The following is a 14,837-nucleotide window of genomic DNA, read 5'->3' as shown; positions in this document are numbered from 1 at the left end:
TATTAAATTCATGAAAACAACTTTGAATGCTCTTGCTGAACCCAACCGTCTTCACATAGTCGAACTCTTGCGTGATGGTCCACTCACTGTAGGGGAAATTGCCGATCGTCTTGGGCTCAACCAGCCGCAAGCTTCTAAACATCTTCGTGTACTTAATAATGCCGGGCTCGTCGAGGTTCAAGCGCTGGCCAATCGGCGAATCTACAAACTGAGAGCCGAGCCGTTCAAAGAGCTTGATGACTGGTTGGAGTCTTACCGCCACATCTGGAACGAGAGATTAGATCGCTTAGACGATTACCTGCAGGTCCTGCAAAGTAAGGAAGTGAAGAATGACGACAAGCAGTAGTCCTCTCGGAAAGTATCATCAATATGATAAAGGAGGAACAAGATTATGCTAGAAAGTAATGCAACAAATAACACCGTTACGTCCATAGAGGGACGGGAACTCGTGGTCTCCCGTATCTTTGATGCGCCACGTGAGCTTGTATATAAGACTTGGACGGATCCCGAACATCTGCCCCACTGGTGGGGACCAAAAGGTTTTACGATTACGGTACAAGAAATTGACGTAAAGCCAGGTGGTGTATGGCGTTACGTCATGCACGGTCCCGATGGTGTAGATTATGACAATTACATCGAATACATCGAGGTTGTGAGCCCCGAAAGGCTCGTTTATTCACATGGCGGTGGAGACGACGAACCATTTCATGTGACTGTGATGTTCGAAGATGAAGGAAATAAAACCGCACTTAACATGCGGACACGCTTCAAGTCCGCAGAAGAATTGGATAAGGTGGTCAAGCAGTACGGGGCCATTGAAGGGGCAAAATCCACACTTGATCGTCTTGAGGAACAATTGGCAAAGATTTAATAAACAAAACCATTCCGAAGGAGGAACTAAAATGCTAAATGAAAATCTAACTGACTCTGCTACCATGAATCCTGAAAAAAGTGAATTGGTGATCACGCGAACCTTCAATGCACCACGAGAGCTAGTGTTCAAGGTTTGGACCGAGCCTGAGCATCTTAAGCACTGGTGGGGACCAAAAGGCTTCGCATTAGATATAAATAAATTCGATCTCCGCCCAGATGGGATCTTCCACTTCAGAATGCGATCCGAAGACGGCCACGAAATGTGGGGCAAGTTTATTTATCGCGAAATCATTTCTCCAGAAAAGCTCGTCTTTATCAATTCGTTTGCTGATGAAGAGGGCAATACCGTTCGTGCACCTTTTAGCCCAATCTGGCCGCTGGAAATATTAAATACACTAACTCTTTCAGAAAATGAAGGCAAAACCACCATCACCCTTCGAGGTGGTCCAATAAATGCATCTGAAGAAGAACGCAAGAGATTTGTAGAAGAGTTTGAATCCATGAAGCAAGGTTTTGGCGGAACCTTTGATCAGCTCGACGATTACTTGCCTATGGCGTGAGGAATTGGATATTTGCTGCCTTGTGTATTAAAGAATAAGCACCGATAATCGGTGTTTTTTCTTTTGGGTGAGAGTTGGGAGCAATTTATGAAATTTTCAACAGCCCCAATACATTCAACTGCCCGCCCCAAGTGTTTCCTGCTCAATATGATCCACCGTTAGTTTCACCAGGACAACAATATGTTAAGACAAATATATTTAATAAAGTAGTAACGCATCTACATCCTTCTCACACTACTACAGTTCATCAACACTTTTTCCCACATACCGAATCCGTTGTAAATGAATGCTGTGAAACACATACGATGTGCGGTATGCCACATAATCCTTGTTGTCCTCAAGGGCCATTTGGATTCTAGTTGCATTTAACCTCCCCCTTTAGGGGGGATTCTTTTTGCAAATACAAAACAGTTCCATAATATAAAAGTTCTGAGATACAAATTCCCTTTAGGCGCCTTATGGGTGCCTTTTTCAATAAGTTGTTCTTCCTACACACTATTGATCAAATGCGGCGTAAAGAGATTTTCCCTCCCCTTCTTCCACAAACCTGCATCGTTAGTGCAATAACCCCCAAAAGGAATAGATTCCAAATAAAAAAATGATAAGACCCGATAATCGGTTAATCCATATTAAGGTTTGTTTTTTGAGAACTTCCTTGAAAAGCCCCACTACAAAACAGAGGAGCAGCCACCAAATTCCTGAACCCATAAATACACCTAAAACCAATGTCACCACAGATCCTTCATTAGCCTGGGTGAGTCCTAATCCTGAGAAAATGCCAACAAAAGATAGTATCGTCATAGGGTTTGTCAGAGTAAGGAGAAAAACGGAGGAATATGCCCCCAGATGCTGACCTTGCACTCGCGCCGGATTTTCCGATGCTTCTGATATGGCTATTTTCACTCCTAAATAACAGAGGAATGCTCCCCCTGCTAAATGAAACCAAAACTGTTGTCCAATAAAAAAACTCGTAATAACGGTTAAACCAAGCCCTGCAATAAGACCATATAGAGCATCCGCACTTGCTGCCCCAACTCCAGACACAATTCCATATATTCTCCCCTGACCTAATGTTCTTTTAATCACCAATACACCAATAGGTCCTACAGGAGCAGCAATAGAAAAACCAATCACTAAACCTTTCAAAAAAACAAGAATCTCCATAGGTGGGTATCCTTCCAAATAAAGTATCTATTATTATTGTATAGTAATAATACGTTACACTCTTCAGCCTTGTAGCACAACAAGAAGAGGGATTGCCGCAGCATCCCCCATCATTACCTATTATTAGTTAAAAAGACATTTGAAAATGATGGCAAGTAATATCTAATCTACCTTTCAGGTAAAATCGATGAGCATCGTGTCTATGTACACCAGAATCCAAATGGAATTGTTCACAACCATTTATCTTAGCTTGATCAATTAGCCACTCCCATAAGATATTTGCATAACCCTTACGACGATTTTTCTCATTTGTAATGAAATCATCTATATAAAAATAATTTCCCCAGGCTAGAGATTCCGTGATCCTATATCCAGCTGCTGCTTTTACTTCATTATCCTCAATCACGGCAACTAAATTATAACCATATTTATCTTGCATTCGTTTGATTTTTTCTAAATAATTATCTTCTGTTAAATGCGGACGTAGTTGTTTGATCGTGCTGAAAGTAAACATAATTTCCGAATCTGATTTCATGATTTTTACATTAGGTTTCACTTCATATATCCCCTTATCATTTGTGTAAAGTTCCACTTAATTAATTCGTGCAACTTGGTAAACTATCCTGCTTCGTTCGAATGATAAGGTCAGCAGATACAACTTCTTATATAGCTAAATGTTGGCCTTCCTGACTTTTATGAAGTAGGGATTCCGCCGATTTGGACGTGTATTCCGCCAAACTGTGGAGGGATTCCGCCAATTAAGATGCGGATTCCACCAATCTGGGATGTAATTCCGCCAACTTTACCTACTTTTCCGCCAAACCCCTTTTAAGATCCACTATTTCTTCTAAAACCAGAACGATCCAATAAAAAAAGCCTCACACTGGAGGCTAATTTTATTGGTACGATTTTATTGAAGAGAGAGTAAAGTCATTTGTTGACCCCTTTTTCCTTCAAGTGTGAGGGTTACGTTTTTCCCACGATGGGTCATTACTTCTTTTAGCAAGCCGCCTGATGCTTTGGCAACATAGCTGCTTCCGGTAGAGGTTGTAAAACGAAACGTTCCTTTTGAGTCAACTTCTCCAATTTGAGCTACTACTATTAATTGATTAGCAGTTGTCGGTACAGTTGTGGCAGGGATATTAATTTTTTGTCCAATTGTTAACTTGGATGAGTCCACCGTTGGATTCAGTTTCTGAATGGATGCCACAGAGATATTTAAGGCTTTACCGATTTTTGCAAACGTGTCACCGGGCTTAATCACGTACACGGTTGAACTTGGTTTTGTTGTTGCTGGTTTATTGGTAGTTAAATAGGTTTTATTAACAAACGCTACTTTGCCGTTAAAATTAATCTGTGCCCAACCATTCATTGATGATTTTACAGACACCATATCGTTTAATTTTACCGAACCTAGGACTGTACTACTCGTGGAGGCACCCTCTCGAACTCGGAGCGAATCGGCCGTTACATACATAGTTTTGGGTTGAGTTACAGCTGGTTTAGTCGTTTCACCAGGTGTGGTAAGATAATCGGCACTCACAAAACATACTCTTCCTTTTATGAGAATGCCGGCCCATCCGTTTTCTACGAATGAAACCTTCACAACATCCCCTTTCTGATAGGTGCCAATGATACTGCTTTTCGTGTTGGGTTGGGACCGAACATTTAGTGTGGTGGCGGTAACGTTTCTGTTATGTACTTTTGGTAAAAGAATTTTTTTACCGTTAATGGACGTGATCCCGTTCGCTTCTAAAATTTCTTGTGCGGTTATTCCATGTTCTGCAGCGATGTTTTCAATTTTTTCGCCATTTTTCACCTGATATGTATATTCCTTAATAAAAGCTGCATTGGAAGTGCTTGCAAAAAAGCTAAGGACAATGGTAAAGATGCCTGTTACGACAAGTCTTTTTACCGGGCTTTTTTGAATCCATTGGTTGATTTGTGCCACATATGTATTCCAATCGGCACGTATATCGTTTAGGAATCCTTTGACATCTAATACATTTCGAATATCAAAAAAATGAGTGTTCTTTTCATATTCGCGTTTTTCCATTCTTGAAGTAAATTCTGGGTGCTTGTGTTTTCCGTGCGTTTCTTTCCTGCTTTGTGTTAATTCGCCATTTACAAATAATTTTTTCGTCATGTTCACTAGTTCTCCTATTCACTCATTAGGGGTAAATTTCAGTCGTTGGATTAACAGGGATAGGATTATGGTTGTCATGAAATGCGGCCCATGACATTTTACCCCCCTCTGTATTGTTCGACAATTCCCAACATTTTCTGTCGCAAACATGATTGTTTTTTTGAAAAAGTATTGATTCGACGGATCCTCCCCGCTTTTTCATTGATATATTTTCGAAATTTGCGTCATACATTACTGTGATGAGAACTTATCTTTGGAAAAACCAAACAGGAATCAAGCCCTTATAAAGGAGCGGAACGATAATGCTCTCTAAATTTGTAGATGAACTGCCGATTCCCCCGATTTTAAAACCTCAATGGAAGGATTCGGTCTATACGTATTATGAAGTGAAGATGACAGAATTTAAGCAATCCCTCCATCGTGAGTTGAATGATACAACCGTGTGGGGGTACGAAGGCAGCTACCCGGGGCCAACGATAGAGGTGGAAAGCGGCGAAAAAGTGTTTATCAAGTGGATAAACGATCTGCCCGACAAGCATCTCTTGCCTGTCGACTATACGGTACACGGTGCCCATAAGGATGTCCCGGAAGTTCGAACGGTCGTCCATGTCCATGGTGCTTGTGTTGAATGGGAAAGCGATGGCTACCCGGAGGCTTGGTTTACAAAGGGATTCGAAAAGGTGGGTCCTTTTTTTAAAAAGCAAGTCTATCAATATGATAATTGCGATCGAGCATCCACCCTTTGGTATCATGACCATACCCTTGGGATCACACGACTTAATGTGTATGCTGGCTTGGCCGGGTTCTATCTGATCAGAGATCCACTGGAGCGGTCATTTAATTTACCAAGTGGGAAATATGACGTCCCGCTTGTCATTCAAGACAAGACTTTCAATCAAGATGGCTCGCTTTATTACCCGAAGCAGCCCCAAAAACCTGTCCCAGAATTGGAAACGTCCGTCGTTCCTGAATTTTTTGGCGACACCATCTTGGTGAATGGTAAAGTGCACCCCTATGTAAATGTCGAACCACGTAAATATCGCTTTCGGCTCCTCAACGCAGCGAATAGTCGTTTTTTTCGGATCAAGCTTGATTCGGGACAACGGATGTATCTAATTGCGACGGAACGAGGATTGATGCAGCAGCCTATTGGTGTCAACGAACTCCTGTTATCACCGGCAGAACGAGCCGATGTGATCATTGATTTTACCAATCTTGAGGGGAAAAATATTATCATGACAAACGATGCTCCTGCTCCATTTCCAAGTGGTGATCCAGTCAATGAACATACGGGCACCGTAATGCAGCTTAGAGTGACACAGCCCCTGGCGAATGTCGATACGAGTGTGATTCCAGCGTATATGATGCCTTACCCGTTGATGAATGAACAATCCGCTTCCAAGTCACGAAACCTTACTTTAACTGACAATATGGATCGATATGGTCGGGCCTTGATGTTATTGGATAACAAGCAGTGGGATGACCCGATCACTGAGAATCCGAAATTGGGCTCCACTGAAATATGGTATCTGATCAATTTATCTCCGGATTCCCACCCTATCCATATTCATTTAATTGATTTCCAAGTCATAGACCGGCGGAATTTCGATGTTGACAGGTATAACAAGGAAAAAACGATCCATTACACAGGTCCGCCACTTCCTCCCGAACCACAAGAACGCGGCTGGAAGGATACGGTCCGCGCTGACCCCAACCAGGTCACTCGAATTATTATGAAGTTTGGCCCTTTTACAGGTTTGTATGTCTGGCACTGTCATATGCTCGAGCACGAGGATTATGAGATGATGAGACCGTTTATGGTTATTCGATAAGGAATTGACCAATGTGGATTTAATTGAGGCTGCCAAATCATTAACGGGTTTGGTTTTGAAGCACAAAATTGCCATTAGTAATAGAAACTCAAAATAAAATTACAAGCAAATGAACACAATAATTGTCATAACAAACGCTCAGTGCATAAGCCCTGAGCGTTTTTTTTCATCGACTTATTCCATATCGCTGCCATAACTGTAATGGGACCATATGAATTTTTGGGGAGGGGAAAATATTTTCAACTAATTGTAATGAGACGTGGATTACCGTTATCATATTCATGCCAAATGATTGCCTAATCCTCTCACATCTCTTCGCGATAGAGTGATTATGTAATTACTATCTGAATGTAAAAAAAAAAGCGTAAGAAATGATCTTACGCCCATTGATGTCACTTATTTATAAACTGACTTTGGAATTTTTATAAATGGATTCCCATCAGGATATGATGGAATTTCATTTTCTTGAAATACAAGATAAATTCCGTCTTTCGCAAACGAGAATTGCGTGTTTTTGTTAACTGTAACGTCGCTTAATTGAGATATAGAACGGGAATACGGTTCGTGTGTACTAAGATATTTAAACGCATACTTTTGTACTTTTTTATACTTACTAGATGTTTTAAGCAGATTATTAATTTTATATTGTTTACCGGTGGAAAGGTCAAAATTGTACATTGTTACATGACTTTTTCCATGTGCCCCACCCTTATACGTGTATTCTAAATAATAGATACTAAGTTTACCATTTGAATTATACTTTACTTCGTATAGAGAGTTAAATGAATATTTGCACCTAGCAGTTTTTTTACATAACTCTTCTCTTGGAACCTTTTTTTCTTCCTTCTTTACATTAAGGTAAGATTTGTATGATTTTGCAGCAGCTTTTTTTAATGTGGAATTAATCTGACTGGCAGCCTTTTTGTTGATTCCATAAACTTGAGGATATCTTAATAAATTAATCCCTTTATACGAATGTTTTGTAAACTTAGCTTTTTGAGAACTTGCATTAGCGTCTATACTTGGTGCGAAAGAAGAAAAAGAAAAAACCATTACTAATAGAAATGCCGAGATCATTCCCCAAAAAGATGATCGTTTTTTCATCTAACCCCTCCTATTTCCAATTTATGATATAAGTAAAGATATTCTTTGCTTGAACCTTGTTAGACCATTAACCCTTTTGTTATTTAGACGAAATGTATATTAGGAAGTTACAACAATTTTGCTAGAGGCATGCAGTTGAAATAAGGGGATATTGCACTGTACGTCCATTATCTACAACTTGGTTTTTTTAACAAATAATTGTAAAAAAAAGTTAAATTTATTATACAATGTTAGTAATTCATTTTTAGATTATGGAGGTGTTAGCATGATTTGGATATATATATTTACCCCTGTCATTATATTGGCTGGAATTGCTGTTTATTTTGATAAAAAATATGGGTCGACTCCCCCTACTGAAGGTCAACTCACAGAGAAGTTAAGGGAATATCCACCAGAAAATAACAATAGTAATGGTGGTATTTCGTAAGAATTGTATTAAAAGTAAGATTGAGCTGCCATATTGGGCGGCTTTTTTGTTCTTCAAGGAAAGGTCCGATCAAATCTTTATTGACTAAAATGGCAAATTTATAAAGGCATTCCCCTAGATATTTGCATAAGGATATAAAGAATGGAGTGAATTACAGTGAGTGCTCAAACGGAAGATAAAAAGGCAACCAAGGAAAATAGTAATTCTGACAATAAGGAATTGGTGTTACAACTTGAAAAACAAGTCTCCGTTGCAGTCTGGATTCAATTTATTGGTCAAGTACTGGAGGCATATTACTTATCTAAGATTATGTTGATTGATGAGGAAGTCAGATCGGATGCCAATGAAAGGCAGATATTTTTGGGAGTATTGATTCAAACCATGGGGCAGTTTTTTGAAGGAATTGGTGTTACAGGACAGGTGCTAACCGATGACGAAGCGCTCACGTTGGAAGCACAAGAAATCACCAATTTTGGAGATTGGTTACAATCATTAGGGCTTGTATTAGAAGCAAACGCAGGTAGGCAAATCATTATGGAGGAAAAAAAGAAATCGGTACCGACAGAGTACATCCCATAAAAGTTATTTATAGGATGTTGGAATTACGAATTAATTGTTAGATGTTTTAACTACATTGAAAAAAGGAATGGGTTATACATGCAAACACCAATGGACTTATTTAATAAAAATGATGTAAGACGGATATTTCTACGACCTCATCTTTTTTACCACCACCCTTTTCACTATGGGGGGCCATTTTTCGGTGCACCTTTCTTAGGCGGGGCTATGGGTGGAATGTTTGGCAGCCCATTTTTATCTCCATATGGTTATGGTTACCATCATTATGGATATGGTTATCCTTACTATTAGCTTGTTATTTTTCTTATTGTCGGAGTTTGCGAATGAGGAATGTTTAATACTTTTATAAAAATATTGTTGATTTTCGATAAAAAAGAGGAGACTTACTCGGAGTCGCCTCTTTTTCTGCTATTCGAATGATTTTGCTGTCTCCATTAAATCCTCTTTGGACCATGATAAATATTTTTTATCGGTGCGCCTTTTTGAGTTGTCCACTCCAATGTAATTGAATCAGCTATTTCCTCGCCCAGGAGGTCTGCTATTAAATAGGTTCCTATCGGAAACGTGCAGCTCCATTATCATCAAACCGCCAAGCCGTTTTTCTATGAATCTCATATCCTTCCTCCTACTCTACGGTCTATTTTCTATAATACATTTTTACTTGTTTTTTCGGTTCTTTCAGAATTGATTGAGGTAAGCTTAGTTGCAAAATTTACGGAGAAACAGTGTATACGAGAGTGATAGTTTGGCGATACTGATGATAGAACGATTTTCGAGGGGGTTTTGAGGGTGAAGGAGAATAAGCTGTTATTATCGGAGTTTGTGAATGAGGAAGGTTTTGAGCTTAATAGCTATCTTACGAGTTTATTTGAATATATTTCTAGTCTATCAAATACAGAAGTCACGAAGATGGAGCCAACCCCTTAGATCTGAGGGGGCGGCTCTTTTTTTGTATATAGTGTTGGGGCCAGATGATCGGTCATTCCGATTAAAAGGAAGGTAGTTCTCTAAATCTACGGTTGGACTGCTCCTTTCTGAAATGCGGGATGGTTTTTATATTCGCTGACTGAATAGGGAATTTCGCTGATACGGAGCCTAAATTCGCAGATTGAATGCTTAAATTCGCTGATAGACGATGGATTGAGGTGATTTTGGGGTTGCTGCTCTCTTATGGAGTGTGGATTCCGCCGACTTGGACGTGGATTCCGCGAAACTGTGGAGTAATTCCGCCAATTTGGATGCGGATCCCGCCGAACTGTGGCATGATTCCGCCAACTTTGACTACTTTTCCGCCAAAACACTTTTAAAATTACCATTTTTTATGTTTAAGAGAATGATAGTTTGGTAATAATGATGGTAAGTACATATTCAAGGGGGTAATGAGGATGAAGGAAGATCCATTGTTATTGTCGGAGTATGCTAATGAGGAAGGTTTTGAGCTTAACAGCTATCTTACGCACTTGTTTGAATATTGTTCTACTCTATCAAAAAATGATGTCACAAGGTTCGAGCCAACCCCGTAATGTGAGGGCTGGCTCTTTTTTTTGGGAGGAACCAAGTCAAAATTACGCTGAATTTTCTATTACTTGCACCTATTTTATTTTACTGTCCGCTATTGAAATTTACTGTCTGCTTCTCTTAATTTACTATCCACTTCCCCCTATTTACTGTCCAAACCCTCGTTTCCACCACAAACTTCTAAAAAATTCAGGACTTATGCAAAAACCCCTTCTATCTCAGAAGGGGTTTAACTATTACTCGCTTTTAAAGTAAACTTTCACTTTGGTGCTGGTGGTCATGCCCGAGCCTTTTGCTGCTAGATAGACATAGCTCTTTGTCTTGCCTAGTTGCTTGATATAAATCGTTGCCGTCGATGAAGTTGCTTGTTTGGTGGCGATGACTTTGCCTGTTGTGTTATAGACATAGATCATGTCGTATTTTTGCAAGTTGCTGACTGTGATCGTGTCGTATCTATTTTTATAGTTTTTAATGGTTACTTTTTTCAGCTTGGATGTTGATGTTTTTTCACCGCCAAAGCTCACGGCTGTTTTAGAGCTGTCCAAGTACGTTCCTCGCTTGGCTGCGATATAAAGCTTGCCGCTTTTCGGACCGATTTGCGGAAGGTATACCGTTACGGTTGAGCCAGTCGCTTTTGGAGCTGCTAATAGTTTACCAACGCTGTTGTAGATTTTGATGATGTCGCCCTTTACTACCTTTGTAATGGTGACAACGTCTTTTTTACCCGTGTTGTTGGTTGCTTTTAATTGGGTTGTTTTTAAGCTAGGTGTGTATGAATAGTATTTAAATTGAGCATCGCCTAGAACGACTCCATGATAACCCAAGGCACCTCTTGTTTGCCTAATCATTACTTTCAGGTTCGTGGTCCCACTTGGAAGGCGCAAGAATAAAGGCTTGATTCCCGTCGCTTTTGTCACACCCTGGGAGTAAATCAAGCGGTTATTAGTGTAGAAATAAACACTCGTTTTTCCATAGTCGCCCACCAACCATTTTGAATCCAATGATAATTTTGCTGTGAAGGTGTTATAATTCATGCCGGTTATATCAAATGTAGCATAGCCTTCTTCATAATCGAGACCGAAGCCTGATGTGACTAAACTTCCATCGACATATTGGAATGGTGAACTGTACCACTGTCCAATAGCATAGCTCCTAGATTCAATTGCGCCCACTGATGTCACATCCGCGTTTCTTACGACTACTGGCTGAGCTTCTGTTGTTTTCTTTACTACAGGATTGATAAAAATAACACCCTGCGTGCCTCGAGCACCTTCTATTTGCTTGGTTACTAAAAATAAATTTTTTGTACCCTTAGGTATTTTTACTCGAACCGATTGAACTGGTGTACTCGTTGACATTTGTTTTTCATAGAGCTTGTAATCATCCGCATAAATAGCAACGGCACTTTTTCCAAAGTCGCCAAGAGTCCATTTTGAATCCAATGATAGCTTGGTTTCAAAAATATTGTAGCCCATTTGGTCGATATTGTATTGCACTCTTCCTGTGCCATTTCCGCGATATAAACCTACACCCTCCGTGATAATATTTCCTTTTATATCTTGAAAGGGTTCATTATACCATTGACCCGCATAATAATTTCCTGATATTACATTTGCTCCAATCGTATTTAGGCTGGTTACTTCACCTACTGATAAAACCTTGCCACCTGTTGAAAGTCTAGCATTATCCAAGATTACGTTATGTACTCCCTTTGCTCCAGACAATTGTCTAATCATAATCTTTAGATTTTTGGTGTTCGTTGGTAGATCTAGATGGACATTTAGGCTGCCACTATTTACTGACAACTGGCTTTCATATAATTGGTGGTCATCTGCATAGATACCAACAGCTGTTTTACCAAAATCACCACCAGTATTATTTTTATCGATGGTAATTCGGGTATCAAAAGTGGTATAACCCATATTTTCTATGTTATATGCTGCAAAAGCCTTGTAGTAATAATCGCGTGAAAACCCAATCCCTCGATCAATGATACGGCCATTTATATCCACAAACGGTTGACTGTACCACTTATTTTTATAAATCGACCCTGCGGATTGATTTGGTTCCATTTGATCTAAATATGTAACGGTTGCCGCACTAGATTCTTTTGGTGCAATGATGAAAGTTATCATGATCGCGAAGGAAAATAGTACGATTAATCTAGTAAAACTTTGTAAACGAAACACATTTTTCCCACCTTTTGTATTATTTTCCTACCATTATAATAGGAAAATAGTCGGCTAACAATCTATTTTTCTATTATGCAGAACTTTCGTACTTCGAAAGAGTTTTGGTTTCATTTGAGGTGTCAATGGGGGTTCAGGAAATGTGTGAATAATTCACAATGGTGTCAGGCACCATGTGATTTTTTCACACAGTGTCAGGCACCATTATGAGTTCATTTTTCAAAAAGGTGCTTTTTTGGGTATAATAGAGGAATATGGATTTTTCTAAAAAATTTGTTTGGGGTTGTAAAGGGGGTTGTGGCTTTGGAGTCGACACCTTTGAGTGAGAAGATTGAGCTTTTTGGGGATCAGGTGCGGGAATTGCTGCACCCTACGGTGACGGAGGATGCTCGGCTGGTTCAGAAGGGGTTAATGTTGTACCGGCAAGGGCTGGTGAAGCAGCTACAGGTATGGAATGAGAAAATTACAGCGACGGTTCAGGACGTGACGCCATGTTATGTGACGCTGGAATTTGAGTATTTGTCGTTGAGTAAGTGTTCGTGTCCAGCTGAGGGGTTTTGCCGACATCAGGTGGCGGTTTTTTTTAGTGCGTATTCTCGAGTTGGCAGTGTGGCTGATTGGGTGACCGAGTGGCGTGAGCCGATGAAGGAGAAGACGGCTTTCTCGAACTGGGGGATGAAGACGGCGAAGGATTTGATTAAGTCGAATGGGGTCTCGAAGCCGGATTATGGGCGCTGGGTTCATTCGTTTGAGGTGAGTTTTGATACGCTGCTGGCGACGAAGAAGTACACGAGTGCGTATGTGATTCCGGAGTTGTTTGGGATTTATGAGCGCCGGATTCATGCGAGTGCGCCGGTGGAGCAGGAATGGCGCTTGCTGTATGAGTTGGTCGGAATTGTCGTGTCGTTTCAGAAGTTGGCGCGCTTGAGTGATCAGTTAGGTCATGATGAGGATACGGTGAAGCGGGCTTATTTGCATTTGTTCCATAATTTGATGGATGATGCCGAGGAGCTCTCGATAAAGATTGGCGTGCAGTCGCTGCCGTTTGATTTTGATGAGTTTGTTGATAAGTTGCGCGCGGACACGTTTGAGATCCTGAACTGTACGCAGGGCTTGCAGTATGAGCGGTTTTTCTTGTACCGGCTGTTGTGGATTCATTTTTTCAAAAAGAAGGCATGGCGTGAGGAAGAGTTGGTGAAGATCCAGTCGCGGCTGAAGGAGCTCCAGGATTGGGAGAGCCCTGCGCCACTCTTGCTTGCTGGGATTCATTTGAATTTCTTGCTTGGGAATGATGAGGCGGCGTTGAAGTTGGTCGGGCCGTTTAGTGATGAGGAGATTGCGCCGTATTTGGTGTTTTGGATTGATTATTTGTCGGGACTGAAGGCGTGGAAGCGAGTCGGCCCGGTAATTGAGTTATTTTTGCAAAAAGTGAAGGAGTATTTGGAGCGGCTCGGTGGTTATCATTCTTGTGCGACGTTTGTCCGGAATGCGCTGCGGTCAGTAGCACCCTATTGTGCGGAGAGTGAACGGGTCGATTTGTATGAGCGGGCGCTGCTTGCGATGCTGCCGTACAGCTTCGGGGATTATGAGTATGTGTTGTTTGAGCGGAAGCAGTATGACCGCTGGGGTGAGCTCCAGGCGTTTGTAGGCTTGGATTATTATGAGTTGCCGAAGGACCGGTTGAAGCTGATTGAGAAGGAGCGGCCTGAGGTGCTGCTCGGGATGCTGCATCAAACGGCTCAAAAGGAGATTGATCAGAAGAACCGGGCCAGTTACCGGATGGCGGTGCGGCATTTAAAGAAGCTTCGGACGCTGTATAAGAAGTTGAAACGGGTTGATGATTGGGAGTATTACTTAGACACGTTGCTAGAGCGGACGAAGCGGCTCCGGGCATTTCATGAAGAGTGTAAGCGGAGTAAGTTGATTGAGGGGTAGCAATAGTACGAGTTCTGCGCTGTTTTTGGTTTTTGGTGCGGGGCTCGTGCTTTTTTTTGATGGTTTCCCTTTTTGTGTAACCAAACATTATTTGAGTTATGATCCTTTGCCTAGAAACACTTCTAGTTACCTTTTTTAATCAAACCACGTACAAATAATGCATTAATTCGAATAACTTCAAGCCCCGCCCTCCTCTAACCACACATTTTTGGGTATAATAAAGAAATATGGATTTTTATGGACTTATTGGTGTTAAGTTTGGTGTCAAGTTTGGTGTCAGGCACCGTCCGTGGACACTTTTAATGTTTTGCCCACTCGGAGTGGACACTATTGTGATTTTGTGCCATTTTATTATGCTTTTGTGCGATTTTTGAGGGCTTTTGTGGATTGAGTCCATATAATTGTGTAAAAAGAAAATGAGTCAAATTAATTCCTCATGGTTACAATGTTAACGGCGAAGAAAACAATGTGGAGGAATTAATTATGACTCAAATACAGTTTAACCTAAAT

General features: G+C 40.7%; 15 protein-coding genes. 10 read left to right on the top strand and 5 right to left on the bottom strand.

What is annotated here, in order from left to right; all coding sequences use genetic code 11:
• Positions 1-10 precede the first annotated feature (10 nt).
• The 4 genes from KW850_RS27320 to KW850_RS27305 all read left to right on the top strand — a co-directional run bounded on the left by KW850_RS27320 (position 11) and on the right by KW850_RS27305 (position 1,792).
• A complete protein-coding gene (locus tag KW850_RS27320; protein WP_218350877.1) occupies positions 11-346 on the top strand; it encodes an ArsR/SmtB family transcription factor in 336 nt (111 codons plus the stop codon).
• A 102-nt stretch (positions 347-448) separates the two neighbouring features.
• On the top strand, positions 449-871 hold the full coding sequence (locus tag KW850_RS27315; RefSeq protein ID WP_308128858.1) for an SRPBCC family protein: 423 nt from the start codon (positions 449-451) through the stop codon (positions 869-871).
• Positions 872-902: 31 nt separating this feature from the next.
• Positions 903-1,433: an SRPBCC family protein gene (locus tag KW850_RS27310; protein WP_218350875.1), complete on the top strand. Its 531-nt coding sequence runs from the start codon at positions 903-905 to the stop codon at positions 1,431-1,433.
• A 131-nt stretch (positions 1,434-1,564) separates the two neighbouring features.
• Complete coding sequence (locus tag KW850_RS27305) at positions 1,565-1,792, top strand: CotD family spore coat protein (protein WP_218350933.1); 228 nt, start codon at positions 1,565-1,567, stop codon at positions 1,790-1,792.
• A 196-nt stretch (positions 1,793-1,988) separates the two neighbouring features.
• Here the strand turns inward: KW850_RS27305 and KW850_RS27300 are convergent, their stop codons facing one another.
• The 3 genes from KW850_RS27300 to KW850_RS27290 form a co-directional block, all read right to left on the bottom strand.
• Positions 1,989-2,597, bottom strand: a complete 609-nt coding sequence (locus KW850_RS27300; protein WP_218350874.1) for a LysE family translocator — start codon at positions 2,595-2,597, stop codon at positions 1,989-1,991.
• A 127-nt stretch (positions 2,598-2,724) separates the two neighbouring features.
• Positions 2,725-3,153 (bottom strand): GNAT family N-acetyltransferase, encoded by a 429-nt coding sequence (locus tag KW850_RS27295; protein WP_218350873.1) that lies wholly within the window; start codon positions 3,151-3,153, stop codon positions 2,725-2,727.
• A 354-nt stretch (positions 3,154-3,507) separates the two neighbouring features.
• Positions 3,508-4,743, bottom strand: a complete 1,236-nt coding sequence (locus tag KW850_RS27290) for an SH3 domain-containing protein (RefSeq protein ID WP_218350872.1) — start codon at positions 4,741-4,743, stop codon at positions 3,508-3,510.
• Between the two features lie 299 nt (positions 4,744-5,042).
• Between KW850_RS27290 and KW850_RS27285 the strand changes: the two genes are divergently transcribed.
• Positions 5,043-6,575: a multicopper oxidase family protein gene (locus KW850_RS27285; protein WP_218350932.1), complete on the top strand. Its 1,533-nt coding sequence runs from the start codon at positions 5,043-5,045 to the stop codon at positions 6,573-6,575.
• A gap of 396 nt (positions 6,576-6,971) precedes the next feature.
• On the opposite strand, the gene KW850_RS27280 is transcribed toward KW850_RS27285, so the two are convergent.
• A complete protein-coding gene (locus KW850_RS27280) occupies positions 6,972-7,679 on the bottom strand; it encodes a PdaC/SigV domain-containing protein (protein ID WP_218350871.1) in 708 nt (235 codons plus the stop codon).
• Positions 7,680-7,944: 265 nt separating this feature from the next.
• Between KW850_RS27280 and KW850_RS27275 the strand changes: the two genes are divergently transcribed.
• From KW850_RS27275 to KW850_RS27260, 4 genes are all read left to right on the top strand, one after another.
• Positions 7,945-8,106 (top strand): hypothetical protein, encoded by a 162-nt coding sequence (locus KW850_RS27275; protein WP_218350870.1) that lies wholly within the window; start codon positions 7,945-7,947, stop codon positions 8,104-8,106.
• Between the two features lie 156 nt (positions 8,107-8,262).
• Positions 8,263-8,685 (top strand): hypothetical protein, encoded by a 423-nt coding sequence (locus KW850_RS27270; RefSeq protein WP_218350869.1) that lies wholly within the window; start codon positions 8,263-8,265, stop codon positions 8,683-8,685.
• A 78-nt stretch (positions 8,686-8,763) separates the two neighbouring features.
• Positions 8,764-8,976, top strand: coding sequence for a hypothetical protein (locus tag KW850_RS27265; protein ID WP_218350868.1), 213 nt, complete (start codon positions 8,764-8,766; stop codon positions 8,974-8,976).
• Between the two features lie 498 nt (positions 8,977-9,474).
• Positions 9,475-9,612: a hypothetical protein gene (locus KW850_RS27260; protein WP_218350867.1), complete on the top strand. Its 138-nt coding sequence runs from the start codon at positions 9,475-9,477 to the stop codon at positions 9,610-9,612.
• An 827-nt stretch (positions 9,613-10,439) separates the two neighbouring features.
• Here KW850_RS27260 and KW850_RS27255 read toward each other — a convergent pair.
• Positions 10,440-12,392 carry an NPCBM/NEW2 domain-containing protein gene (locus KW850_RS27255; protein ID WP_218350866.1) on the bottom strand — a complete coding sequence of 651 codons (1,953 nt, stop codon included), beginning with the start codon at positions 12,390-12,392 and terminating at the stop codon, positions 10,440-10,442.
• A 318-nt stretch (positions 12,393-12,710) separates the two neighbouring features.
• On the opposite strand from KW850_RS27255, the gene KW850_RS27250 reads away from it, so the two are divergent.
• Positions 12,711-14,327 carry an SWIM zinc finger family protein gene (locus tag KW850_RS27250; protein WP_218350865.1) on the top strand — a complete coding sequence of 539 codons (1,617 nt, stop codon included), beginning with the start codon at positions 12,711-12,713 and terminating at the stop codon, positions 14,325-14,327.
• The last annotated feature ends 510 nt before the right edge of the window (positions 14,328-14,837 follow it).

The sequence above is a fragment of the Bacillus sp. sid0103 genome, from assembly GCF_019219025.1.
This window is presented reverse-complemented; position numbering and strand designations above follow the sequence as displayed.

What these genes read in the sequence shown, in the direction of transcription:
- KW850_RS27275 (WP_218350870.1), top strand. Translation starts at nt 7,945, where the DNA reads ATGATTTGGATATATATATTTACCCCTGTCATTATATTGGCTGGAATT.
- KW850_RS27310 (WP_218350875.1), top strand. Translation starts at nt 903, where the DNA reads ATGCTAAATGAAAATCTAACTGACTCTGCTACCATGAATCCTGAAAAA.
- KW850_RS27265 (WP_218350868.1), top strand. Translation starts at nt 8,764, where the DNA reads ATGCAAACACCAATGGACTTATTTAATAAAAATGATGTAAGACGGATA.
- KW850_RS27300 (WP_218350874.1), bottom strand. Translation starts at nt 2,597, where the DNA reads ATGGAGATTCTTGTTTTTTTGAAAGGTTTAGTGATTGGTTTTTCTATT.
- KW850_RS27290 (WP_218350872.1), bottom strand. Translation starts at nt 4,743, where the DNA reads ATGACGAAAAAATTATTTGTAAATGGCGAATTAACACAAAGCAGGAAA.
- KW850_RS27280 (WP_218350871.1), bottom strand. Translation starts at nt 7,679, where the DNA reads ATGAAAAAACGATCATCTTTTTGGGGAATGATCTCGGCATTTCTATTA.
- KW850_RS27320 (WP_218350877.1), top strand. Translation starts at nt 11, where the DNA reads ATGAAAACAACTTTGAATGCTCTTGCTGAACCCAACCGTCTTCACATA.